Genomic DNA, 22,166 nt, shown 5'->3' on the forward strand with positions numbered 1-22,166 from the left:
GGTGCGCCACAACGCGCACCTTTCGCTGTCATTTCCGGGGGAACGGGTGCGCGTTACCACGCACCGCGCGGGCCTTAGGCTTGTTCTTCCAAACAGGCCTCGAACGCCCATTTCAGCCACAGGGTCAGCATTTCCACATCGGCTGCTTCGATGGTGGCACCGCACCACACGCGCAGACCCGCAGGGGCATCACGATAGGCACCGATGTCATATGCAGCGTTGTAGTTTTCCAGCTTCTTCGCCACAGCCTTGGCAAAGGCGGCACCGTCCTTGATCCGGTCGTCCGTGAATTTCAGACAAACCGAAGTATTCGAACGGGTCGCGTCATCTTCGGCCAGATTTGCGATCCAGTCGTGACGGTCGCAGAAATCCCACAGCACCTTGGCGTTGGTGGTCGAGCGTTTGATCAGCGCGTCCAGACCGCCGATTTCGCGCGCCCAGTCCAGCGCAATCAGGTAATCTTCGACCGCCAGCATTGACGGGGTGTTGATGGTTTCACCCTTGAAGATACCGTCGATCAGCTTGCCGCCTTTGGTCATGCGGAAGATTTTCGGCAGCGGCCATGCCGGGGTGTAGCTTTCCAGCCGTTCCACCGCGCGGGGCGACAGGATGATCATGCCGTGAGCCGCTTCGCCACCCATCACCTTCTGCCAAGAGAACGTGGTGACATCCAGTTTATCCCACGGCAGGTCCATCGCAAACGCGGCGCTGGTGGCGTCGCAAATGGTCAGACCTTCGCGGTCCGCCGGGATCGCATCGCCATTGGCAACGCGCACGCCCGAGGTGGTGCCGTTCCAGGTGAACACGACATCATTATTAAAATCGACAGTGGCGAAATCAACGATCTGACCATAGTCAGCGGTTTTCACCGTAGCGTCGATTTTAAGCTGTTTCACAACATCCGTGACCCAGCCAGAGCCAAAGGATTCCCAAGCCAGCATTTCAACGCCACGGGCGCCCAGCATCGACCACAGGGCCATTTCAACCGCGCCAGTATCGGACGCAGGAACGATCCCGATCTTGTAATCGGCGGGAATGCCCAGAATTTCACGCGTGCCTTCGATGGCCGCTTTCAGCTTTTCCTTGCCCACGGCGGCGCGATGCGACCGGCCCAATGCGGCGTCGGACAGTTTGTCCATCGAAAAAGTGGGGATTTTGGCACAGGGGCCAGAAGAAAACCGCGGATTTGCCGGCCGCGATGCCGGATGTGCAATAGCCATGTAGCTACCCTTCCAGATAAGCGCCTCTCGTTGGGGAGAGGTGTCCCACTGACGCAATTAGTGCGCTTCGAATGCTTTCACAACGGTAAAAATGACGCTATAGCGCCGCTTGAGCGCATATTTGCGACCCCTAACAGCTACGATCGGAAACTTTTCCTATGTCCGCGCCTTCTTCCCCTGCTTTTGTCGCCACCCTTTTGACCAACCCCAAGACCCCAAAACTGGATGCTGCGCTGCTTGATTCGCTGCGCAATGCGTGGGGCGGTGGGGATGTGCAGTGGCTGGCTGCGGATGAAGCGGCTGAATTCACGCTGTCCGTGCTGCCGAAAAACCGCTGGGCCGTCTGGGAAGATGTGCAAAAGCTGGGCGTCGATCTGGTGATTCAGCCCACTGCAGGCCGCCGGAAAAAGATGCTGCTGGCCGATATGGACAGCACTATGATCCAGCAGGAATGTATTGACGAACTGGCAGACGAGGCAGGCGTGGGCGCACGCGTTGCCGACATCACCGCCCGCGCCATGAATGGCGAACTGGATTTCGAAGGCGCGTTGCTGGAACGGGTTGGCCTGCTCAAAGGGCTGGACGAAGCGATCATCGCCAAGGTTCTGGCCGAGCGGATCACTTTCATGCCCGGCGGGCGTGAACTGGTGGCGACAATGCGGGCGGGCGGCGGCTATGCCGCGCTGGTGTCCGGCGGATTCACAGCATTTACAGCCAAGGTGGCGGCGGAACTGGGTTTTGATGAAAACCACGCCAACACATTGTTGATCGAAGATAGCAAACTGTCCGGCGATGTGGGCCGTCCGATTCTGGGCCGTCAAGCCAAGGTAGACGCGCTGGAACGCATCACCGCAAAGCTGGGCATCGCGGAAACGGATGTGATTGCCGTGGGCGATGGCGCGAATGATCTGGGGATGCTGGGCCGGGCGGGAACGGGTGTGGCGCTACATGCCAAACCATCGGTCGCCGCCCAATGCGATGTGCGGATCAACCACGGCGATCTGACCGCGCTGTTGTATGTGCAGGGCTATGCCAAGTCCGAGTTCGTCACAGGATAATCTGACCGTGGTGCGGATTGCTCCGGCTGGATTTGAGTATTTTTGGCAAGATGAAACAGGCGGTTTCGCCAAATCGTGACGGGCGATCCTTGGGGAAAGGCCCGTCACAGCGTTAATGGATCAGGCAGCCAGCGCGGCGCGGGTTTTTCCAATCATAAGGGCCGCTTGCGCCGCTTCGCGGCCTTTTTCCACGAAATGCACCCGGTAAATCGCATTATGGTGCGGCGTGTCCTGATAGTGATGCGGCGTCAGGGATACCGACAGGACCGGAATACCGCTGTCCAGACCGGCCCGCATCAGCCCATCCACCACCGCTTGCGCCACGAAATCATGACGATAGATGCCGCCATCCACCACCAGCGCCGCCGCAGCCACGGCGGCGTAACGCCCGGATTGGGCCAGATCGCGGGCCAACAGGGGCATTTCAAATGCGCCCGGCACATCGTAGACATCCACCTGATCGCGCGGGATCAATTCACAAAATCCAGATAGCGCCTGATCGACGATATCTGAATGCCAATTCGCCTTGATAAAGGCATAGCGGGTGTGTGTCATCGGGGTCTCCTTTCCTTGTCCGACACGTCACCCAGAGCGTGCAAACGACAAGAAAAGGGGCGCGGATTGCGCACCTTCCCGGTCGTTCTCTTCCATCCGGACTATGACCGTCGGCTCTGGAGTTGCACCAGATCTGCTGACCCCCGGATTGGCCGGGGCGCTCGCGGGCTTGGGGCGCGTGGCCCCTTACCGCCGGTGGGGAATTTCACCCCGCCCTGAGAACACGCCGACAGTAGGCGCGAAGTATCGGGCGTGGCAATCCCTTATCGGGCCATTATCGCCCCTGATCGCGCAGACGTTGCAGCAATCGCAGCGATGGGTAGCCATCAGGGGCCAAGCCCTGCGCCCGCTGATAATCGCGCACGGCATCAATCGTTAGCGGCCCGATCCGGCCATCCACGCCTTTGGTGTCAAACCCCCGGCGGGTCAGCAGGCGTTGCATTTCCTTGCGTTCGGAAAACGTCAGCGCCCGGTCGCCGCGCGGCCAGTTGGCCTGAATTTTCGGGCCACCTTTCAATCGGTCGCTCAGGTGGCCAACCCCGATCACATAGGCATCCGCCGTATTGTAGCGCTCAATGACCGAGAAGTTTTTGAAGATCAGGAACGCCGCCCCCTGCGCCCCCGCAGGCAACAGCAAGGATGCGCTGCCATAGTTCCGCACCGCACGACCGTTCATATCCGTCACGCCCAGACGCGCCCATTCGGACGGCATTTTCTGAATCTTCCGGTTCGCCAGCGCATAGTTGAATTGGCGCGGCAGCTTCACCTCGACCCCCCAGGGCTGACCTTTGACCCAGCCATGCCGGGCCAGATACGCAGCGGTCGAGGCCAGCGCGTCAGATGGATCATCCGACCAGATATCGCGCCGCCCGTCGCCGGTGAAATCCACGGCAAACGACAGGTACGATGTTGGGATAAATTGCGTATGCCCCATCGCCCCGGCCCATGATCCGGTCATATTGCGCGGGGTCGTGTCACCGTTTTCCAGAATTTTCAGCGCAGCAATCAGTTGTTGTTCAAAGAATTTTCCCCGCCGCCCATCATAGGCCAGCGTTGCCATCGCTTCGATCACATCGGTTTTGCCGCGATAGGTGCCATAGGCGCTTTCCAGCCCCCAGACTGCGGCAACCACCTCTTTGTCCACGCCGTATTTTGCTTCGATCGCGCGCAGGGTGCGGCCATGATCGCGCAGCGCCTGTTTACCGTTGCTTACGCGTGTATCCGAGGCGGCACTGTCCAGATACTCCCACAGCGTCTTGGTGAATTCGGATTGGTTGCGGTCGCGCTGGATCACATCGGCATCATAGCGCACCCCGTCAAAGGCACGGTCAAAGGTCCGGTTGGAAATCCCCGCCGCATTGGCGCGGGCGCGGAACCGTTTAATCCAACGCTGGAACCCCAGATTCGACGAAGAAACGCGCGGTTCTTCCGGCTGGATTGCCGCCTCGCCCCGCGCCTCGATCCGGGCGGGGCGAGGATGAGGGCGCAAGGATCGCCCAACGGCGTGCCGGGTTGGGGTGGAAGACACGGCAGACCCCGAAGCAGGCCGCCCCACAGGCCGCAGGGATTCCCCCACAGCGCGGGCAAAAGCCCCCGCAGGTTCGATCATCAGCAGCGCCATAGCTGCCAAAATTATGGATAGTCGCATTGCCCGGCCTCTTTGATTTTTATGACCTTGGGCACGATGCTATCGCGAAATCGGGCACCGCGAAAGCACCCAAATCAGAAGATCGGAAAATCCGCGCGGTTCCGCCGGATCGCCCCCTACCCGCGCCGTGTGCGTTCGACCTTGCGCTTTGTCTTGGCCGCTTTTGCCTTGGCCTTTGCCAGTTTACGCTTAGGTGGCTTACCCCGTCCCCGGCCCCCCGATGGCCCGCGCGGCATGTCCTTGCCATCCAGACTGATCAGTTCCAGCGCAATGCCGCCCGTAACCGGCAAGGCCTCGGTCAGCTTGACCGTCACGCGCTGCCCGATGCCAATGGTCAGCCCCGTATCGGCCCCCATCAGCGTGTTGCTATCGCGGTCATAATGGAAATATTCGCGCCCCAGCGACCGGATCGGGATCAACCCATCCGCGCCGGTTTCATCCATCCGCACGAATACCCCGAATTTCGCCACGCCGCTGATCCGGCCGGTAAATTCATTCCCCACCCGTTCGGACAGGAACGCCGCCAGATATCGGTCCGTTGTGTCGCGTTCGGCCATCATGGACCGGCGTTCGGTTTCGGAAATATGGGTCGCGGTGTTTTCCAGCCGCTCGATATCCTCGGCGCTCAGCCCGTCCTCGCCCCATTGATGAGAGGAGATCAGCGCCCGATGCACAATCAGGTCCGAATAGCGCCGGATGGGCGAGGTGAAATGCGCATAGTTTTGCAGCGCCAGCCCGAAATGCCCGAAATTCATCGGGCTGTAATAGGCCTGCGTCATCGCCCGCAGCGTGGATATGTTGATCAGTTCGTCCTGATCCGTGCCTTCGGCAGCATTCAACAAGGCATTCAGATGCCGGGTTTGCAACACCTGCCCCTTGGCCAGCCGCAACCCCGCCGATTGCGCGGTTTCGCGCAGCGCCTCCAGCTTTTCGGGGCTGGGTTCTTCGTGGACGCGAAACAGCAATGGGGACCGTTTGGAAACCAAGGTTTCCGCCGCCGCCACATTCGCCAGAATCATGAATTCTTCGATCAGCTTATGCGCGTCCAGCCGATCGCGGAAATTGACGGATTGCACCTGCCCCACATCATCCAGAACGATCTTGCGTTCCGGCAGGTCCAGATCCAGTGGCTGACGTTCGGCCCGCGCCTTTACCAGCGCGGCATAGGCGTCATACAGCGGATGAATCACATCCTGCATCAAAGGTTCGCATTTTTCGTTGATGTCGCCATCACGCGCGGCCTGCACCTCTTCGTAGTTCAGCGACGCAACAGACCGCATCAGCCCCCGCTGGAACCGATGCCCGATTTTACGGCCCTTGGCATCAATCTGCATCCGCACGGCGATACAGGCGCGCGGCACACCTTCGTGCAGGGAACACAAATCACCAGACAGCCGATCCGGCAGCATCGGCACCACCCGATCCGGGAAATAGCTGGAATTGCCACGTTTCTTTGCCTCGCGGTCCAGCGCAGAACCAGAGGGGACGTAATGAGCCACATCCGCAATGGCGACCCAGATAACATGGCCGCCTTCGTTTTTGGGATCGTCGTCTTCATGCGCCCAACAGGCGTCATCGTGATCACGGGCATCCGCCGGGTCGATCGTGACCAGCGGCATATCGCGCATATCCACCCGGCCTTTCAGACCGGCAGGTTTCATACGGTCGGCTTCTTCGATCACCGCATCGGGGAAATCATCGGGAATGCCATGCTGGTGAATGGCAATCAGCGACACCGCTTTGGGTGCGGTGGGATCGCCCAGTCGATTGACAATGCGTGCCCGCGGCAGCCCCATGCGGCCACGCGGACCGCTTTGTTCCGCCTCGACCAGCTCGCCGTCTTTTGCGCCGCCCGTAGCACCATCGGGAACCAGCCATTCCTTGCCGTCGCCCTTGTCGATGGGCAGGATGCGCCCACCTTCGGCGCCTTTGCGGAAAACTCCCAGCACCTTATGCGGATTATGCCCGATGCGACGGATCAGCCGAGCGGTGTAATGGTGATCTGCGGCCTTGACCTCTTGTACGCGGGCCAAAATCCGATCACCCACACCCAGCGCGGGATCACTGTCGCGCGGGATCACCAGAACCGTGGGTTCCACGCCTTCGCCCTGCCATTCCATCGGCTGCGCAAACAGATCCCCATCCGGGCCAATCTCTCGGATGCGCAACACACTGACCGGCGGCAGGCGATCCGGGTCACGATAGGTCTTCCTGCGCTTTTCAAGATGGCCTTCGGCTTCCAGCTCTTTCAGCAGGCGCTTCAGATCAATCCGCGCAGCACCTTTGATGCCAAAAGCCTTGGCAATATCACGTTTCGCGGTAAGGGTCGGGTTATCTTCGATCCACTGAAGGATGTCGGATTTCGAAGGCAATTGGCTCATATCACTGCCGTATCACAGGTCTGATACGCCGTCATGACGAAATCGCAGTATGGCTTGGCGAAAGGCGTGGGATCAGTGACGCGGGTTTCCCCCGCGGGCAATGGCCAGATGATGCGCCTGATGATGCATCCCCGTAGCCATGATGCCGAAGAACCCCAGCGCCTTGATCTTTACCTCGTCCCCTTTGACATCCAGCACTGCGCCATTGGGCTGCACCGCAGCCCGCATATACAGCCCGTCAACGCCATCCATCACCGCCGCATGAGCCAGCACCATCCGCTGAATCGACGCACTAACCGCCTCTTGCTCGGACGACACTAGGAACGTCATTCCGCCCTTGATCGGCTGGTTTTTGACAACCGCCCGCAGCGTGACATTATCCATATCCACCAGATGCTGCCGCAGGGCATCAATATCAACCTTGGACCAATCGGTATCGGGGTCCGCCTGCAATAGCCCGACAATTTCCTGAATGGCGGCAAAGGCGGATTGCCCGGTTTCCTGCGCCTGTTGCTGGGTCTGCTGCTGTGCTGCGTCATGCATCGTATGATTGCCATGCGCGGCATGATCCATCTGCTGCCCGGCCACCGGCCCGGCCAGAACCAGCGCCAACCCAATAAATCCTATACGCATTTTACCCCCCAATTGTACGATTTGCCCCATCTTGCCCGGCCTCTGTACCCCGGCCAAGTTGCTTTTGCGTCAACACGTTCTTTCTTGGGGTAAATATCCCGGGGGTCCGGGGGCAGCGCCCCCGGTCTACCCTCATAAATCCGCCGCCCGATCCACATCAGCCAGCACATCCACGAACGCCACCGAACAGCCCCCCAAACTGGCGACACTGTCGGCCAAGGCGGTTTCCGTGGACCAGCGCACGCCCTGAAACAGCCCCGCCGGAACCGCCCCCACGCGTTTCAGCCCGACCAACCAATAGCCCCCATCGGGGGCGGGGCCAAAAACCGCCTGATGATTGCCCAGCGCCCGAAAGGCCCGCGCGACATGAGCGCGGGTTACGCCGGGAATGTCGCCGCCGATGATACAGACCGGGCCGGGTGGCATGGACCGCAACAAACGCCCCATTCTGTCACCCAGATCACCCGCGCCTTGTGGCACCCGGATAAACCGGATGGGCCATGCGTGGCTGGTCATAGCGCGATCAGGGGCCACAGCCAGCACCACGCGCCAGCGCGGGTCTTCGATCCGGCGCAGCAGGCGCGCGACCTGATGCCGGAACCACCATGCCGCAGGCACCATGCCGATGTCCCGCCCCAGCCGGGTTTTCACCCGACCGGCGCGTGGCTCTTTCAGCATGATCACCAGCGTCGGTGTCACAGGGTCAGTTCCATTTCGTGATGGGGAATGCCCGCATCGTCATATTCGGGACCGCACACCACGAAACCCAGTTTTTCATAGAACCCGGTTGCGTAAACCTGTGCGCCCAGACGGATTGCCGTGATACCGGGACGGGCGGACAGGCGGGCGATGCCGTCGCGCACCAGATCAGCCCCCAGCCCGGTGCCGCGCTGGGGCTTGGCAACGCAAATGCGCCCAATGCGCCCCACTGGCCCGTTCTGCAACAGCCGCGCGGTGCCAACAGGAACCCCATCCAGCGTGGCCAGAACATGCACGGCAACACTGTCCAGATCGTCCCATTCGTCAGCCTCGGATATGCCCTGTTCTTCGATGAACACGGCGCGGCGCAGGGCGTGAACCTGTTCCAGCGTGTCCACCGCAGTAATGACAAGCGTCATGCGAAGTAATCCCGCAAAATCCGGCTGTAGATGGATTTCAGTTGGTGAATCTGATCAATCGGCACGTTTTCATCAACCTGGTGCATGGTTTTGCCAACCAGCCCGAATTCCACCACCGGGCAATGATGCTGCACAAACCGCGCGTCCGAGGTGCCGCCGCTGGTGGACAGAACCGGCGTTACCCCTGTCTCAGCCTGCACTGCCGCCGACACCAGATCAGACAGCGCCCCCGGCGGGGTCAGGAAGCTTTCGCCGGTTACTTTGATCGTCATATCAACGGTCACGCCAAATTCAGTGGCGATCTTATCCGCCTCGGCCCGCAACCAATCCGTCAGGCTGGCGCTGGAATGGGCATCGTTGAACCGGATATTAACCGCAGCCTTGCATTGCGCCGGGATCACGTTGGTGGCGGGGTTTCCAGTGTCAAACGTCACGACCGCTAGCGTCGAAGGGTCGAAATGATCCGTCCCTCGATCCAGTTCATGACTGGACATCCGATCCACCAGACGCGCCAGCGCCGGGATCGGGTTATTCGCGCGATGCGGATAGGCGGAATGCCCCTGAACCCCTTTGACCGTGAAAAACGCGGTCATTGATCCACGCCGCCCGATTTTCATCATCTCGCCCATTTCATTGGGACAGGTGGGTTCGCCCACAAGGCAGACGCTCATCGCTTCGCCCTGTTCGTTCATCCAGTCCAACAAGGCGGTGGTGCCATCCACGGCTTCGGCTTCTTCGTCGCCGGTGATGGCCAGCACCACCGCACCGTCCGGCGGGGTTTGTGTCACGAAATCCACAGCCGCCGCAGCAAAGGCCGCAACACCGGATTTCATATCAGTGGCCCCACGTCCCCACAGGATGCCGTCCTTTATTTCCGCGCCGAACGGGTCCACCGTCCACGCCGCTTCGTCACCGACCGGCACCACATCGGTATGGCCGTTGAACCCAAAGATCCGCGCCGCGCCTTTGGCGCCCCAACGGGCATACAGGTTCGATACCTTGCCCCGGTCCACACGGGTGCAATCGAACCCCGCGCTTTCCAGCAAGTCCTGAAGCAGCACCAAAGCACCGCCTTCGACCGGCGTAACCGAGGGGCAGCGGATCAACCGGGCTGTCAGCTCGGCGGCATCAATCGGGGTTTTAAAAGTATTGGCCATCGTGGTTCCTTTGGTTCGTTGCACAAGGGCTATCGCGGATCGCAGCATTTCGCAAACCCCCTGCGGGGTGCAGCCCGCAAGAGGGATTCACCCCCCGCCCGCATTGTGTTAGAAGGGTCGAAACAAGCGGGCAAACCGCAACCGGGACACCGGACCCCAGAGGCAAAGCAGGACCACCCCATGAGCTGGATCGGCCTGACGGATAAAAATACCGCGCTGTTTCATATGGCGGGGCTGGATAGTAGCGCCGCGCCACACCGCGCCTGTGCGCCTGCACAGCTATTGCCGCGCGGTACGCTGATGCTGGAAACCGGCATTCCCGCGCATGATCGCCCGCAAACGCTACTGCGATTTCACCATCTGCACCCGTGGGAACGTGGGCTAAGCCTGCAATCGTTGCCGGATGGGGCGATGGTTTTGGTGATCACACAGGGCGATACGGTATCCCATACAGTCCTGCATCACGGCCTGATCGGTCAGGGGCATCGGCTGCGCGTGACCTATGTCTGGGATGCCCCAGCACGGGCCGGACATTTATCCATCAAGGCGATTGGCACAGGGCAGCACTATCTCAAAGCGGTCCATATGCCAGTACCGCTTAGTCTGGGGGATCTTCAGGCGGTATTCCAGTCATCACGAAACGTCGAAAATTGGGGGGCGCTAGACCCCGAGGTAACGTTTCTGGCACTATCCGACCGCCCCCAACCTGTTGGCCCCATGCCCACGCTGGCCCCGGACCTGCCGATCCTGACCTCGCAAGGCTACCGCCCATTGGATCACGTAGAACGTGGCGATCTGATCGTGACCCCGACAAGGGAACAGGTGCCTGTTCTGGCAAACCTGCGCTTTCGCGCCCCGGCGCGGGGCAGCTTCCGGCCGGTCCGCCTGCGCGCGCCTTATTTCGGGTTGCAGCGCAATATCACCGTGGCCCCGGATCAGCGGCTTTGCGCATCCGGTTCTGATGTCGAATTTCTGTTTGGCAGCCCTTGTGTACTGGTCCCGGCCCGGCATCTGGTGAATGGCGTATCGGCAAGCTATGCCGATAGCGGGCCGCTGGCGACATGGCATCAACTGTTACTGCCCGGATCGCACGCGATGATCGGGGCGGGCGCAAAACTGCAATCGCTGTATCTGGGCCGGATGCGCCGCCACGCGCCCAAAGTAGCGGTCAGCCTGTTGGCGGGCTATGACAGATCACGCCTGCCGGAACATGCCAGCCCCCCCTATCCGGTGCTTCGCCCGTTCGAGGCTGTGACTCTGGTGCAGCATCGCGCAGCGTAATCCCTGTATTTTTTGGTATTTCTTGACCGTTGCCGTGCTTCTGCCCTATGCGGTGCGAAAGTTGGGGATACTGCATTCATGTCGCGCATAATACTGGCGCTGGTGACAATCATTGCATTGTGGCCGGTCAAATCTATGTCTCAGGATCTGGTCGTGGGGACCGTAACCCGACCACCGTTCTCGATGTCGCTGGCCGGGGCCGATCTGGGGTTTTCCATAGACCTGTGGGATGCGCTGGCCAAGACGATGAACCACAGCTACCGCATTGAACGCTTCGACAGTTTTGCCGGAATGCTGGGGGCTGTGGAAAACGGGCAGGTCGATCTGGCGATTGCGAATATTTCCATCACCGCCGCCCGCGAAGAGGTGCTGGATTTCAGCCAGCCCATTTTTTCCGCCGGGTTGCAGATCATGACCCCCGTGGACAATGACGGGCCGTCTATTTTCGCCACACTGATCAACAAAGAACTGGTGCTGTCCGTGTTGCTGGCCTTTGCCGCGCTGTTGGGGGTCGGAATGCTGATGTGGTGGCTAGAGCGCCGCCATCAGGATTATTTCGACCGCCCGGCCAAACAGGCTATTTTCCCGGCCTTCTGGTGGGCGCTGAATCTGGTGGTCAATGGCGGGTTCGAGGAGCGCGTGCCCCGCACCATCCTGGGCCGCCTGATGGGGGTGGCGCTGGTCATCATATCGCTGTTTTTCGTGTCGGTCTTCGTGGCCTATGTCACATCCGTCATGACGATCGAGGCGATCACATCCAACGTCAATTCCGTGAACGATCTGTATGGCAGACGGGTGGGTACGGTTGCCGGGTCTACCGCTGCGGGCTTCATGGATAACCGCGATCTGGATTACCGGGAATTTGCAGGTCTGGATCAGATGATAACCAGTTTTGAAAATGGCAATCTGGATGCGGTGGTCTTTGACGCGCCTATTCTGGCCTATTACGTCAAGACTCGTGCCGATGGGCAGGCACAAATGAACGGGCCGATTTTTCTGCGGGAAAACTATGGGATTGCGTCCCCCACCGGCAGCCCCCTGACCGAGGAAATCAACCGCGCCCTGCTGGGGCTGCGGGAAAACGGCAAGTATCAGGAAATCTATGAAAGCTGGTTCGGGCTGGAACCGCAGTGATGTGAAAGCGGGCGACTGTCGCCCGCTTTCGGTATCATATGTTACAGACCTTGGGCCGCCGCCTTGATGATGTTGCGGGCGATGATGATCTGCTGAATCTGGCTGGTGCCTTCGTAGATGCGCAGCAAGCGGGCATCGCGGTACAGCCGTTCGATGGGATATTCCGCCATATAGCCCGCGCCGCCATGCACCTGCACCGCACGATCCGCCACACGGCCCGCCATTTCGGTGCAGAAGTATTTCGCGCAGGACGCTTCCAACGCCGCCGCGCCGGTGGCGTCATATTTGCGGGCGGTTTCGCGGACCAACGCGCGACCGGCGGCCAATTCGGCCTGACTGTCGGCCAGCAACCCCTGCACAAGCTGGTGATCACAGATCGGCACACCGAACTGTTTGCGTTCCATCGCATAGCCCAAGGCTTCGTCCAGCATCCGCTGTGCGGTGCCAACCGCCATCGAGGACACGTGAATCCGCCCGCGATCCAACACTTTCATCGCGGTGCGGAATCCCCGGTTCAGGTTCTGCGGGCCGCCGACGATGAATTCTTCGGGGATGCGCACATCTTCCAGAATGACGTCCGAGGTTTTGGTGCCCTTCTGACCCATCTTCTTATCCGGGGTGGCGATGGTGATGCCGGGGGTGTCCGCTGGCAACAAGAAGGCCGAAACCCCACCCGCGCCCGGATCGTCGGGGTTGGTGCGGGCGAACAGGGTAAACACATTCGCGCGGATGGCGTTGGTGATATACCGCTTTGTGCCATTGATCACAAAATCCGACCCATCGCGCCGCGCCGAGGTCCGGATATGCGACGCATCCGAACCGTTATCGGGTTCGGTCAGCGCGAAAGAGGCAATCAGATCACCAGACGCCAAACCGGGCAGATATTGCTGTTTCTGGGCCTCAGTGCCTTCCATCACGATGCCTTGCGCGCCGATGCCAACATTCGTCCCCACCAAGGAACGGAAAGACATGGCGGCATAGCACAGCGATTCCACGACCTGCGATTCCTGAAGGGTCGTCAGCGCCAGACCGCCGTATTCTTCGGGGATCGACAGGCCAAACAGCCCCAGATCACGCATTTCCTGCACGATGTCTTCGGGGATGTCATCCAGTTGTTCAACCTGCGTTTCCGCCGGGATCAGCCGTTCGCGCGCGAAACGACGCACGGTATCCAGCACTTGTTCAAATGTCTGATCGTCCATTCCGATCGCCATGACGTTCTCCCTTATATAGTCAAGTAGCTAACTGTTCATATGCTATCTAAATGTCTGCCCGCACAAAGTACAGCAGAAACACTGGACGCCGGGCCGCCTGCGCTGTTTGATTGGAAATCGCTATCATTCTGCGTGAGATCGAAAGGCAATCATGATCGGAAAGCTGGAAATGCTGATCGCGCTGGCAAAAGAGCGCCATTTTGGACGCGCTGCGGAAACGCTTGGGATCACGCAACCCACGCTGTCCACCGGCATCAAACAGCTAGAGGAACATCTGGGCGTCAAACTGGTGCTGCGGGGATCACGATTCGGCGGACTGACCCCCGAAGGTGAACGGGCGCTGGAACTGGCGCGGGGGATCGTGCGGGAAACCCGGCGCTTGCAGGATGAAATGCGGTTTTCCCGCAAGGGACTGTCTGGACAAATTCGGTTGGCAGTCATCCCGACAGCGCTGACATGGGCATCGGGGCTGGCGACACGTTTCAATGCGGCGCACCCAAATGTGGGTTTTTTAATCCTGTCCCGGACCTCTGCCGAAGTGTTGGAAATGATCGGCAATCTGGAGGTGGACGCAGGCATTTCCTATCTGGACAACGAACCGCTGGGTCGCATGGCGGTTCAGCCATTGTACCGCGAAAAATACACGCTGGTCTGCCACAAAAACCACGCATTAGCCGGGCGGGACAGCGTCCATTGGCGCGATCTGGCCGGGTTGAACCTGTGCCTGCTGTCACCGGACATGCAAAACCGCCGGATCATCAACCGCAACTTTCACGACGCGGGACTAACCCCAAACGCTATGATCGAGTCGAACTCGACAGTGGTGTTGGTGTCCAATGTCGTCAGCGGCGATTGGGTCACTGTTTTGCCAACCGATCTGGCGCGGTTCTTATCCACCGGGCATCCGCTGCGCATGGTGCCACTGGACGGCGGCGTGACCGCGCATTCGGTTGGATTGCTGGCCCCGCATCAGGAACCGCAGACCCCGGTTTTGGCCGCGCTGTATCAGGCGGCACGAGGGCTGGCCGAATGATTGATATTCTCTATCGCCTAACGGTTTTACGATATTGATTGAAAATCAATCGGGGCTTAGCTGGGGGCAGACTCTGTCCACCCGAGGCCACGAATGACACAGACCACGCCAGCGCCAAGCCAAGACGATATTCTTGCGCTGATCGGCAGCCAGCTTCACCTGGAAGGGCCATTGCTGCCCATCTTGCACCTGATCCAACAAAGCTATGGCCATGTGCCGCAAATAGCGGTGCCGTTGATTGCGGACGCGCTGAATATCGGCAAGGCCGAAGTGCACGGGGTTTTGTCCTTCTATCACGATTTTCGTGACATCCCCGCCGGGCGGCATGTGGTGAAAATCTGCCGTGCCGAGGCCTGTCAGGCGATGGGCGGCACGGCGGTAGCGGACCATGCCTTGCAACGGCTGGGCGTAGAATGGCACGGCACCACCGCAAATGGCGCGGTCACGGTGGAACCTGTGTACTGTCTGGGCCTCTGCGCCTGTGCGCCTGCCGCAATGGTAGACGGGCGCGTGGTGGGCCGGGTGGATACCGCCCGGATGGATGACCTTCTATCGGGAGTGGGCGCATGAAGATTTACGTTCCCGGTGACAGCGCGGCCAAGGCGGTTGGCGCGGATGCGGTGGCAGCAGCCCTAACTGCCGAAGCGAAACAGCGCGGGCTGGATGTACAGATCATCCGCAACGGATCGCGCGGCATGATCTGGCTGGAACCGCTGGTCGAGGTGGATCGCGGCAAGGGGCGCGTGGGATATGGCACCGTCAGCACGGCGGATGTTCCAGCGCTGCTGGATGGAACATTGGCCGATCTGGGTCCGGTCGAGGACATCCCGTTTTTCGCACGGCAAACGCGGCTGACCTTTGCCCGCTGCGGCGTGATCGACCCACTGTCATTAACCGATTTCGAGGCACATGGCGGGTTGGTCGGATTGCGCCGCGCACTGACGATGGACGCGGCGGCACTGGTAGACGGGGTGAAAGCATCCGGCCTGCGGGGCCGTGGTGGGGCCGGTTTCCCCACCGGGATCAAATGGGACACCGTGCGGCAGGCACAAGCCGATCAGAAATACATCGTCTGCAACGCGGACGAAGGCGACAGCGGCACCTTTGCCGACCGCATGATCATGGAAGGCGACCCCTTTACCCTGATCGAAGGAATGGCGATTGCCGGGCTGGCCGTGGGCGCAACACGCGGGTTCGTCTATATCCGCAGCGAATACCCGGACGCGATTCATGTGATGGAAAGCGCCGTGCGCATTGCGCGGGATGCCGGGGTTCTGGGGCAGGATGTGCTGGGATCGGGCCGCGCGTTCGACATGGAAACTCGCGTGGGTGCCGGGGCCTATGTCTGCGGCGAGGAAACCAGTTTGCTGAATTCGCTGGAAGGCAAGCGCGGGATCGTGCGGGCCAAGCCGCCCCTGCCCGCGCTGGAAGGTTTCATGGGCAAGCCCACCGTGGTGAACAACGTGCTGTCGCTGGCGACGGTTCCGGTGATCTTTGAAAAAGGGGCGGAACATTACGCGGGCTTTGGATTGGGTCGTTCGCGTGGTACAATGCCAATCCAACTGGCCGGAAATATCCGGCAGGGTGGGCTGTTTGAAACCGCGTTCGGGATGCCTTTGGGCGAACTGGTGAATGACATCGGCGGCGGCACTGCATCGGGGCGGCCTGTGAAGGCCGTGCAGGTGGGTGGACCGCTGGGGGCTTATATGCCGGTCAGCAAATTCGACACGCCATTCGGATACGAGGATTTCGACAGTCAGGGCGGCCTGATCGGCCATGCCGGTGTGGTGGTGTTCGACGACAGCGCGGACATGCTGAAAATGGCGCGGTTCGCAATGGAGTTTTGCGCAGTAGAAAGCTGCGGCAAATGCACCCCCTGCCGGATCGGCGCGGTGCGCGGCGTGGAAACGCTGGACCGGATCGGCGCAGGCGATGCGGCAGCGGTCGAGGTACTGACCGACCTGTGCGAGGTGATGAAAGAGGGATCATTATGCGCCTTGGGCGGCTTCACGCCCTATCCGGTGATGTCGGCGTTAACGGAATTCCCCGAGGATTTCCCCGTGGCACGAGAGGCGGCAGAATGATGGGTTGCGCATTTGGATACAGCGGCGGCGAGGGGCCAGCCCCTCGCGCTCCCCGGAGTATTTTTGGCAAGATGAAAGGGGTTTGGGCATGAAGGATTTTATCATTCCCTGGGATGACCGCGACATGGGCACCCCTGCGAAAACCGGCGCGGCGGTCACGCTGACGATTGACGGGTTTGACATTACAGTCCCCGAAGGCACCAGCGTCATGCGGGCCGCGGCGGAAGCAGGCATTTCCGTACCCAAGCTGTGCGCAACCGACAGCGTGGAGGCATTTGGCTCCTGCCGCTTGTGCGTTGTGGAAATCGAAGGGCGGCGTGGCACGCCTGCGTCCTGTACAACCCCGGTGGCACCGGGAATGGTGGTGCATACCCAATCCAGCAAGGTGCGCAAAATCCGCAAGGGCGTGATGGAGCTGTATATCAGCGATCACCCGCTGGATTGCCTGACCTGTGCGGCCAATGGCGATTGCGAATTACAGGACATGGCCGGGGCGGTGGGGCTGCGGGACGTCCGGTACGAACCGGGCCGCAACCATTTTGAACAGCGTGCCGTGGTGGGGGATAATCCTGAATACATCCCGGCAGATTGCTCCAACCCGTATTTCACCTATGACCCACAGAAATGTATCGTCTGTTCGCGCTGCGTCCGTGCCTGCGAAGAGGTGCAGGGAACTTTTGCCCTGACGATCGAAGGGCGCGGGTTTGACAGCCGCGTGAAGGCGGGGATGGCGGGGGATGATTTCCTGTCTTCGGATTGCGTCAGTTGTGGTGCCTGTGTGCAGGCCTGCCCGACCGCCACCTTGCAGGAAAAATCCGTGATCGAACTGGGGACACCAGACCGATCCGTGGTCACGACCTGCGCTTATTGCGGGGTTGGCTGTTCGTTCAAGGCCGAAATGCAGGGCGATCAACTGGTGCGGATGGTGCCGCATAAACAAGGCAAGGCCAACCGGGGCCATTCCTGCGTGAAGGGACGGTTCGCGTGGGGCTATGCCACCCACAAAGAACGCATCCTGCACCCGATGATCCGCGACAGCATCGAAGAGCCGTGGCGCGAAGTATCGTGGGACGAGGCAATCGGATTTGCCGCCAATCGTATGCGCGGGCTACAGGAAAAATACGGGCGGCGCTCGGTCGGGGTGATTACGTCCAGCCGATGCACGAACGAGGAAACCTTCCTTGTGCAAAAACTGACCCGCGCGGTGTTTGGCAACAACAACACCGACACCTGCGCCCGCGTGTGCCATTCGCCCACCGGATACGGGTTGGGGCAGACATTTGGCACCAGCGCCGGAACGCAGGATTTCGACAGCGTGGAACATACTGATGTGGTGATCATCATCGGGGCCAACCCCACCGATGGGCATCCGGTTTTCGCCAGCCGCCTGAAAAAGCGCCTGCGGGCAGGGGCCAAGCTGATCGTGATCGACCCGCGCCGCACCAACATGGTGAAATCGGCGCACATCAAGGCCGCGCATCATCTGGCGTTGCGTCCCGGCACCAACGTGGCGGTTGTGACCGCGCTGGCCCATGTCATCGTGACCGAGGGGCTGGCGGACGAGCAATATATCCGCGAACGCTGTGACTGGGATGAATTCCGCGAATACGCCGAATTCGTCAGCGACCCGCGCCACGCCCCCGAGGCCGTGGAGGAACTGACCGGGGTTCCTGCGGCAGAGCTGCGGGCGGCGGCCCGGCTATTCGCCACTGGTGGCAACGGTGCAATCTATTACGGGCTGGGCGTGACCGAACATTCCCAAGGGTCTACCACGGTAATCGGCATTGCCAATCTGGCGATGATGACGGGCAACGTGGGCCGCACGGGTGTGGGCGTGAACCCGCTGCGCGGGCAGAACAACGTGCAGGGGTCGTGTGACATGGGCAGTTTCCCGCATGAATTGCCGGGGTATCGCCATGTCAAACTGCCCGAAGTCCGCGCGATTTTTGAAAACGCGTGGGGCGTGGCAATTGACCCGGAACCGGGCCTGCGGATTCCCAACATGCTGGATGCTGCCGTGGATGGCAGCTTCAAGGGGCTGTATTGTCAGGGCGAGGACATCCTGCAATCGGACCCGGACACCAAACATGTTGCCGCTGGTCTGGCCGCGATGGAATGCGTGATCGTGCATGACCTGTTCCTGAACGAAACCGCCAACTACGCGCATGTGTTCCTGCCCGGCAGCACGTTCTTGGAAAAGAACGGCACCTTCACCAACGCCGAGCGCCGCATCAACATGGTGCGCAAGGTGATGGCCCCCATGAATGGCTACGAGGATTGGGAAGTCACCCAAATGCTGGCCAATGCGATGGGCGCGGGGTGGACCTATACCCACCCGTCGCAAATCATGGCGGAAATCGCGGCAACTACGCCGTCCTTTGCCGGTGTGACCTATGACAAGATCGAGGCAATGGGCAGCGTGCAATGGCCCTGCAACGACGCCAACCCTGACGGCACGCCGCTGATGCATGTGGATGGGTTCGTGCGCGGCAAGGGGCGGTTTATCGTCACCGAATATGTGCCAACGCTGGAAAAAACCGGGCCACGGTTCCCGCTGTTGCTGACAACCGGGCGTATCCTGTCACAGTATAACGTCGGGGCGCAGACACGGCGCACGGCGAATGTGGTCTGGCACGATCAGGACGTGCTGGAAATCCACCCGCATGACGCGGAAACCCGTGGTGTGAAGGATGGGGATTTCATCAAACTAGCCTCGCGGTCGGGGGAAATCACCCTGCGAGCGCAGATCACGGACCGGGTGTCCCCCGGCGTGGTTTACACGACCTTCCACCACCCGGATACGCAGGCCAATGTCGTAACCACCGATTTCAGCGACTGGGCCACGAATTGCCCGGAATACAAGGTCACGGCGGTGCAGGTCAGCCCGTCAAACGGACCAACCGACTGGCAAGAGGAATACGCCGAACAGGCGGCCCGCTCGCGTCGGATTCAGGCTGCGGAATGACACGCGCCGCCACATCCCTGCCCGGTCTGTCCGTCCATCTCGACGGGCAGCGCCGGATCCTGCGCACACTGCCAGAGGAGGTGCCGGTTGCGCTGGTGTTTAACGGGGAAACGCAGGCGGTGATGATGGCCAGCCCGCAAGAACTGAGGGATTTTGCCACGGGTTTTGCCTTGGGCGAGGGGATCATCACCCACCCTGACCAGATCGAAAGGCTAGAGATCGTCACGCATGACGCAGGGATCGAGGCGCGGATGGAGCTGAACAGCGCCGCCAGCCGCACCCTGACGCAGCGCCGCCGCGCGATGACCGGGCCGGTGGGGTGCGGGTTGTGCGGGATCGACAGTCTGGAACAGGCGGTGCGCCCCCTGCCCCGCGTGACCGCCGACCTGCGCCTGACCCGCACCGAGGTGGCCCATGCAGGCGATGCCCTGCGCGCCCACCAACCCCTGCATGACCAGACCCATGCCGTTCACGCGGCGGGGTTCCTGATGCCCGGTCAGGGGATCGTTCTGACGCGCGAGGATGTGGGCCGCCACAATGCACTGGATAAGCTGATCGGAGCCTTACACCACGCCGGGATCACTCCAGCGCAAGGCGCCTTTGTCATGACCAGCCGCATCTCGGTAGAATTGGTGCAGAAATCCGCACTGGCAGGCTGTCCAGTCCTGATCGCGGTATCCGCCCCCACCGTCCTTGCCCTGCGCAGCGCCGAAGCGGCGGGCATCACGCTGGTCGCGTTTGCCCGCAGGGGCGGGTTCGATCTTTATTCCCATCCCGACCGTATCGAAACCGGAGCTTCCGATGTCGCCTGAAAAAATGATCATGATGGCCAACCAGATCGCCACATTTTTCCATTCACAGCCGGGGGCGGATCAGGCCCAGCGTGTAGCGGATCACCTGAACGATTTCTGGGATCCCCGGATGCGCCGCCAATTGGCCCGTCTGATGGAAGACGGCAGCACAGGTTTCGATCCGTTGGTGACAGCAGCCTTTCCGTTGGTACGGGTGCCGGTCGAGTAAAATTGCCCGGCCCGGTTTTCCTGCGTGATCAGGACCGTTCTTTGACTGCGTCCCAGGTCAAACCGAATTTCCCAAGGTATTTCTTCAGCCGATCAGCGTCATTCGTGCTGGTTCGCTTTGCCCGAGATGCCGCAAACAAGCTGCGCCCGGCAGCGCTGAGGCTGGGGGATACCCGGCAAACGCGGATGACTTCGGCCAACTGAACCTGATCGAACAGATCAAGGTCCGCCGATGCGTCCCCAAGCACCTTGGCGACCAATCGAAAGTCATCTTCTGACCGTGCGCTTTGCCAATTGTCGCGCAAACGGTCAATTTCTTCGTCCACCATCGTGCGCGTGATCCGTCCGCGCGGCGCAAGGGTGCAAAGACGCCTGATAGAACCGCCCAAATCCCGAAAATTGCCAAGCCACAGCGTCGCCGGGTCCGTGGCAAAGCGCAGGTATTGCTCTCGGGCGTCCGTGTTAAAACCAGTCTGCACACCCAGTTCACGTTCCGCCTGCGCCAGTTCAAAGGCGATATTCGGCGCAAGGTCGCCTGAACGGTTGCGCAAGGGCGGCAAGGTAAAACTCCACATGCTCAGGCACGCCAACAGATCGGGACGAAAGCATCCTTCGGCGCTCAGCCGACGCAGATCGCGCCCTGCCCCCGCGATAACGTGAAAGCGGCAGGATACCTGATGGTCCGACCCAACCGGATAGAATGTGCCGCTCTCGATCGCGTGCAGCAGGACCGCTTGCACGTTCAGATCCAACGAGTCGATTTCATCCAGAAACAAGGTGCCGCCGTCCGCTTCGCGCAGCAATCCGCTGCGCTCGGTCCCCGCAACCCCGGTGTGACTGCGCCGCTGACCAAAAAGCGTAGACAGCGCATCCGGCCCATTCAACGTGGCACAGTTCACATGCACCATCCGCCCCTTCACGCGGCGCCGGTCCAGTTTGAGGTTATGAATCCGCCCTGCCAGTTCGGTCTTGCCTGTTCCTGTCTCTCCCAAAAGCAGGATCGGCGCATCAGACTTGCTGGCCACCAGTTCGATCTGATCAATCAGCCCGTTATAAGCCGGGTTGCGTGTTTCGATACCACCGCGCAGTTGATCGGAATATTCGCGCGAAAGCTGATCAAACCGCTGTTGCAGGGCGTTATAGCGCGACAGGTCCAAGTCGATGACATCAAACTTGCCTTTTCCGCCCTCTTCCTTTGGCGGCCCCGTCTGAATCAGGCGGGCAGGCACATGGCGGCTTTCGGTCAGCAGGAACCAACAAATCTGCGCCACATGAGTGCCGGTGGTCAGGTGAACGTGATATCGCTCTCTGTCCTCATCGAAACCATAGCCACGCGCAAAATCGAACAGCTTGCCGTAGACCTCTTGAAAATCCCACGGATCGTCAAGGTCCAGACGCCGCAACAGAACTTCTGTATCTGGTGACGTGTCACGCAGCTCCGCAGCCACACCATGCGCCAAACGGGCGAATTTGTGATCATAAAGCAGCTCCAGCCGGGCAACATCAAACCCATCCTGCTGCAAAAGCTCGCGGGTTGGCTTCCACCTGCGTTTTTTGCCCACGTCAAGTTGCGTTCCAAGAAAGCCGATAACCACATTTTTCAATGCACTATCCAAACATATAAATCACGATATTTTTGGATCATATCTCTTTGCATCAAAACTTG

General features: G+C 60.4%; 19 protein-coding genes and 1 riboswitch. Of the genes, 9 read left to right on the forward strand and 10 right to left on the reverse strand.

Annotated features, from left to right (window positions below):
• Window positions 1-74 precede the first annotated feature (74 nt).
• The gene (locus tag FN828_RS01230; protein ID WP_142491557.1) at window positions 75-1,220 is read right to left on the reverse strand and encodes a phosphoserine transaminase; all 1,146 of its coding nucleotides are present in this window, start codon (window positions 1,218-1,220) and stop codon (window positions 75-77) included.
• 158 nt (window positions 1,221-1,378) lie between these two features.
• Between FN828_RS01230 and serB the strand changes: the two genes are divergently transcribed.
• Window positions 1,379-2,278 (forward strand): phosphoserine phosphatase SerB, encoded by a 900-nt coding sequence (gene serB, locus FN828_RS01235; protein ID WP_142491558.1) that lies wholly within the window; start codon window positions 1,379-1,381, stop codon window positions 2,276-2,278.
• A gap of 120 nt (window positions 2,279-2,398) precedes the next feature.
• Here serB and FN828_RS01240 read toward each other — a convergent pair whose 3' ends face one another.
• The 7 genes from FN828_RS01240 to dapE all read right to left on the reverse strand — a co-directional run bounded on the left by FN828_RS01240 (window position 2,399) and on the right by dapE (window position 9,770).
• A complete protein-coding gene (locus tag FN828_RS01240; RefSeq protein WP_142491559.1) occupies window positions 2,399-2,833 on the reverse strand; it encodes a 6,7-dimethyl-8-ribityllumazine synthase in 435 nt (144 codons plus the stop codon).
• 80 nt (window positions 2,834-2,913) lie between these two features.
• A riboswitch (FMN riboswitch) is annotated at window positions 2,914-3,060 on the reverse strand.
• Window positions 3,061-3,107: 47 nt separating this feature from the next.
• Entirely contained in the window at window positions 3,108-4,481 is a 1,374-nt protein-coding gene (locus FN828_RS01245) for a lytic murein transglycosylase (RefSeq protein WP_142491560.1), read from the reverse strand.
• Window positions 4,482-4,597: 116 nt separating this feature from the next.
• Complete coding sequence (gene rnr, locus FN828_RS01250) at window positions 4,598-6,862, reverse strand: ribonuclease R (protein ID WP_142491561.1); 2,265 nt, start codon at window positions 6,860-6,862, stop codon at window positions 4,598-4,600.
• Between the two features lie 72 nt (window positions 6,863-6,934).
• The gene (locus tag FN828_RS01255) at window positions 6,935-7,495 is read right to left on the reverse strand and encodes a hypothetical protein (RefSeq protein WP_142491562.1); all 561 of its coding nucleotides are present in this window, start codon (window positions 7,493-7,495) and stop codon (window positions 6,935-6,937) included.
• A gap of 132 nt (window positions 7,496-7,627) precedes the next feature.
• Window positions 7,628-8,194 (reverse strand): TIGR04282 family arsenosugar biosynthesis glycosyltransferase, encoded by a 567-nt coding sequence (locus FN828_RS01260; protein ID WP_142491563.1) that lies wholly within the window; start codon window positions 8,192-8,194, stop codon window positions 7,628-7,630.
• Entirely contained in the window at window positions 8,191-8,613 is a 423-nt protein-coding gene (locus FN828_RS01265) for a GNAT family N-acetyltransferase (RefSeq protein ID WP_142491564.1), read from the reverse strand. Before FN828_RS01265 ends, FN828_RS01260 begins: the two co-directional genes overlap by 4 nt.
• Window positions 8,610-9,770, reverse strand: coding sequence for a succinyl-diaminopimelate desuccinylase (dapE, locus tag FN828_RS01270; protein WP_142491565.1), 1,161 nt, complete (start codon window positions 9,768-9,770; stop codon window positions 8,610-8,612). Before dapE ends, FN828_RS01265 begins: the two co-directional genes overlap by 4 nt.
• 180 nt (window positions 9,771-9,950) lie before the next feature.
• On the opposite strand from dapE, the gene FN828_RS01275 reads away from it, so the two are divergent.
• The gene (locus FN828_RS01275) at window positions 9,951-11,051 is read left to right on the forward strand and encodes a Hint domain-containing protein (RefSeq protein WP_142491566.1); all 1,101 of its coding nucleotides are present in this window, start codon (window positions 9,951-9,953) and stop codon (window positions 11,049-11,051) included.
• 78 nt (window positions 11,052-11,129) lie between these two features.
• Window positions 11,130-12,185 carry a transporter substrate-binding domain-containing protein gene (locus FN828_RS01280; RefSeq protein WP_142491567.1) on the forward strand — a complete coding sequence of 352 codons (1,056 nt, stop codon included), beginning with the start codon at window positions 11,130-11,132 and terminating at the stop codon, window positions 12,183-12,185.
• Window positions 12,186-12,226: 41 nt separating this feature from the next.
• On the opposite strand, the gene FN828_RS01285 is transcribed toward FN828_RS01280, so the two are convergent.
• Window positions 12,227-13,399 carry an acyl-CoA dehydrogenase family protein gene (locus FN828_RS01285; RefSeq protein WP_235891367.1) on the reverse strand — a complete coding sequence of 391 codons (1,173 nt, stop codon included), beginning with the start codon at window positions 13,397-13,399 and terminating at the stop codon, window positions 12,227-12,229.
• Window positions 13,400-13,550: 151 nt separating this feature from the next.
• On the opposite strand from FN828_RS01285, the gene FN828_RS01290 reads away from it, so the two are divergent.
• The 6 genes from FN828_RS01290 (at window position 13,551) to FN828_RS01315 (ending at window position 20,501) form a co-directional block, all read left to right on the forward strand.
• Entirely contained in the window at window positions 13,551-14,432 is an 882-nt protein-coding gene (locus tag FN828_RS01290; RefSeq protein ID WP_142491568.1) for a LysR family transcriptional regulator, read from the forward strand.
• A gap of 93 nt (window positions 14,433-14,525) precedes the next feature.
• The gene (locus tag FN828_RS01295) at window positions 14,526-15,002 is read left to right on the forward strand and encodes a formate dehydrogenase subunit gamma (RefSeq protein WP_142491569.1); all 477 of its coding nucleotides are present in this window, start codon (window positions 14,526-14,528) and stop codon (window positions 15,000-15,002) included.
• Complete coding sequence (locus FN828_RS01300; RefSeq protein ID WP_142491570.1) at window positions 14,999-16,516, forward strand: NADH-ubiquinone oxidoreductase-F iron-sulfur binding region domain-containing protein; 1,518 nt, start codon at window positions 14,999-15,001, stop codon at window positions 16,514-16,516. The genes FN828_RS01295 and FN828_RS01300 overlap by 4 nt, the downstream gene beginning before the upstream one ends.
• Window positions 16,517-16,604: 88 nt before the next feature.
• Entirely contained in the window at window positions 16,605-19,481 is a 2,877-nt protein-coding gene (fdhF, locus tag FN828_RS01305) for a formate dehydrogenase subunit alpha (protein ID WP_142491571.1), read from the forward strand.
• Window positions 19,478-20,293, forward strand: coding sequence for a formate dehydrogenase accessory sulfurtransferase FdhD (gene fdhD / locus FN828_RS01310; protein ID WP_142491572.1), 816 nt, complete (start codon window positions 19,478-19,480; stop codon window positions 20,291-20,293). Before fdhF ends, fdhD begins: the two co-directional genes overlap by 4 nt.
• The gene (locus FN828_RS01315; RefSeq protein WP_142491573.1) at window positions 20,283-20,501 is read left to right on the forward strand and encodes a formate dehydrogenase subunit delta; all 219 of its coding nucleotides are present in this window, start codon (window positions 20,283-20,285) and stop codon (window positions 20,499-20,501) included. Before fdhD ends, FN828_RS01315 begins: the two co-directional genes overlap by 11 nt.
• 28 nt (window positions 20,502-20,529) lie before the next feature.
• On the opposite strand, the gene rtcR is transcribed toward FN828_RS01315, so the two are convergent.
• Window positions 20,530-22,095: an RNA repair transcriptional activator RtcR gene (rtcR, locus tag FN828_RS01320; protein ID WP_235891373.1), complete on the reverse strand. Its 1,566-nt coding sequence runs from the start codon at window positions 22,093-22,095 to the stop codon at window positions 20,530-20,532.
• Between the last annotated feature and the right edge of the window lie 71 nt (window positions 22,096-22,166).

Source organism: Thalassovita litoralis, from assembly GCF_900182725.1.
GTDB classification, from domain to species: domain Bacteria; phylum Pseudomonadota; class Alphaproteobacteria; order Rhodobacterales; family Rhodobacteraceae; genus Thalassobius; species Thalassobius litoralis.

Excerpts from the sequence above, each read along its gene's own strand:
- FN828_RS01290 (WP_142491568.1), top strand. The coding sequence starts at position 13,551 with ATGATCGGAAAGCTGGAAATGCTGATCGCGCTGGCAAAAGAGCGCCAT.
- rnr (WP_142491561.1), bottom strand. The coding sequence starts at position 6,862 with ATGAGCCAATTGCCTTCGAAATCCGACATCCTTCAGTGGATCGAAGAT.
- FN828_RS01230 (WP_142491557.1), bottom strand. The coding sequence starts at position 1,220 with ATGGCTATTGCACATCCGGCATCGCGGCCGGCAAATCCGCGGTTTTCT.
- fdhF (WP_142491571.1), top strand. The coding sequence starts at position 16,605 with ATGAAGGATTTTATCATTCCCTGGGATGACCGCGACATGGGCACCCCT.
- FN828_RS01315 (WP_142491573.1), top strand. The coding sequence starts at position 20,283 with ATGTCGCCTGAAAAAATGATCATGATGGCCAACCAGATCGCCACATTT.
- FN828_RS01255 (WP_142491562.1), bottom strand. The coding sequence starts at position 7,495 with ATGCGTATAGGATTTATTGGGTTGGCGCTGGTTCTGGCCGGGCCGGTG.
- dapE (WP_142491565.1), bottom strand. The coding sequence starts at position 9,770 with ATGGCCAATACTTTTAAAACCCCGATTGATGCCGCCGAGCTGACAGCC.
- FN828_RS01240 (WP_142491559.1), bottom strand. The coding sequence starts at position 2,833 with ATGACACACACCCGCTATGCCTTTATCAAGGCGAATTGGCATTCAGAT.
- fdhD (WP_142491572.1), top strand. The coding sequence starts at position 19,478 with ATGACACGCGCCGCCACATCCCTGCCCGGTCTGTCCGTCCATCTCGAC.
- FN828_RS01300 (WP_142491570.1), top strand. The coding sequence starts at position 14,999 with ATGAAGATTTACGTTCCCGGTGACAGCGCGGCCAAGGCGGTTGGCGCG.
- FN828_RS01245 (WP_142491560.1), bottom strand. The coding sequence starts at position 4,481 with ATGCGACTATCCATAATTTTGGCAGCTATGGCGCTGCTGATGATCGAA.
- FN828_RS01285 (WP_235891367.1), bottom strand. The coding sequence starts at position 13,399 with ATGGCGATCGGAATGGACGATCAGACATTTGAACAAGTGCTGGATACC.
- FN828_RS01275 (WP_142491566.1), top strand. The coding sequence starts at position 9,951 with ATGAGCTGGATCGGCCTGACGGATAAAAATACCGCGCTGTTTCATATG.
- FN828_RS01265 (WP_142491564.1), bottom strand. The coding sequence starts at position 8,613 with ATGACGCTTGTCATTACTGCGGTGGACACGCTGGAACAGGTTCACGCC.
- serB (WP_142491558.1), top strand. The coding sequence starts at position 1,379 with ATGTCCGCGCCTTCTTCCCCTGCTTTTGTCGCCACCCTTTTGACCAAC.
- FN828_RS01295 (WP_142491569.1), top strand. The coding sequence starts at position 14,526 with ATGACACAGACCACGCCAGCGCCAAGCCAAGACGATATTCTTGCGCTG.
- FN828_RS01280 (WP_142491567.1), top strand. The coding sequence starts at position 11,130 with ATGTCGCGCATAATACTGGCGCTGGTGACAATCATTGCATTGTGGCCG.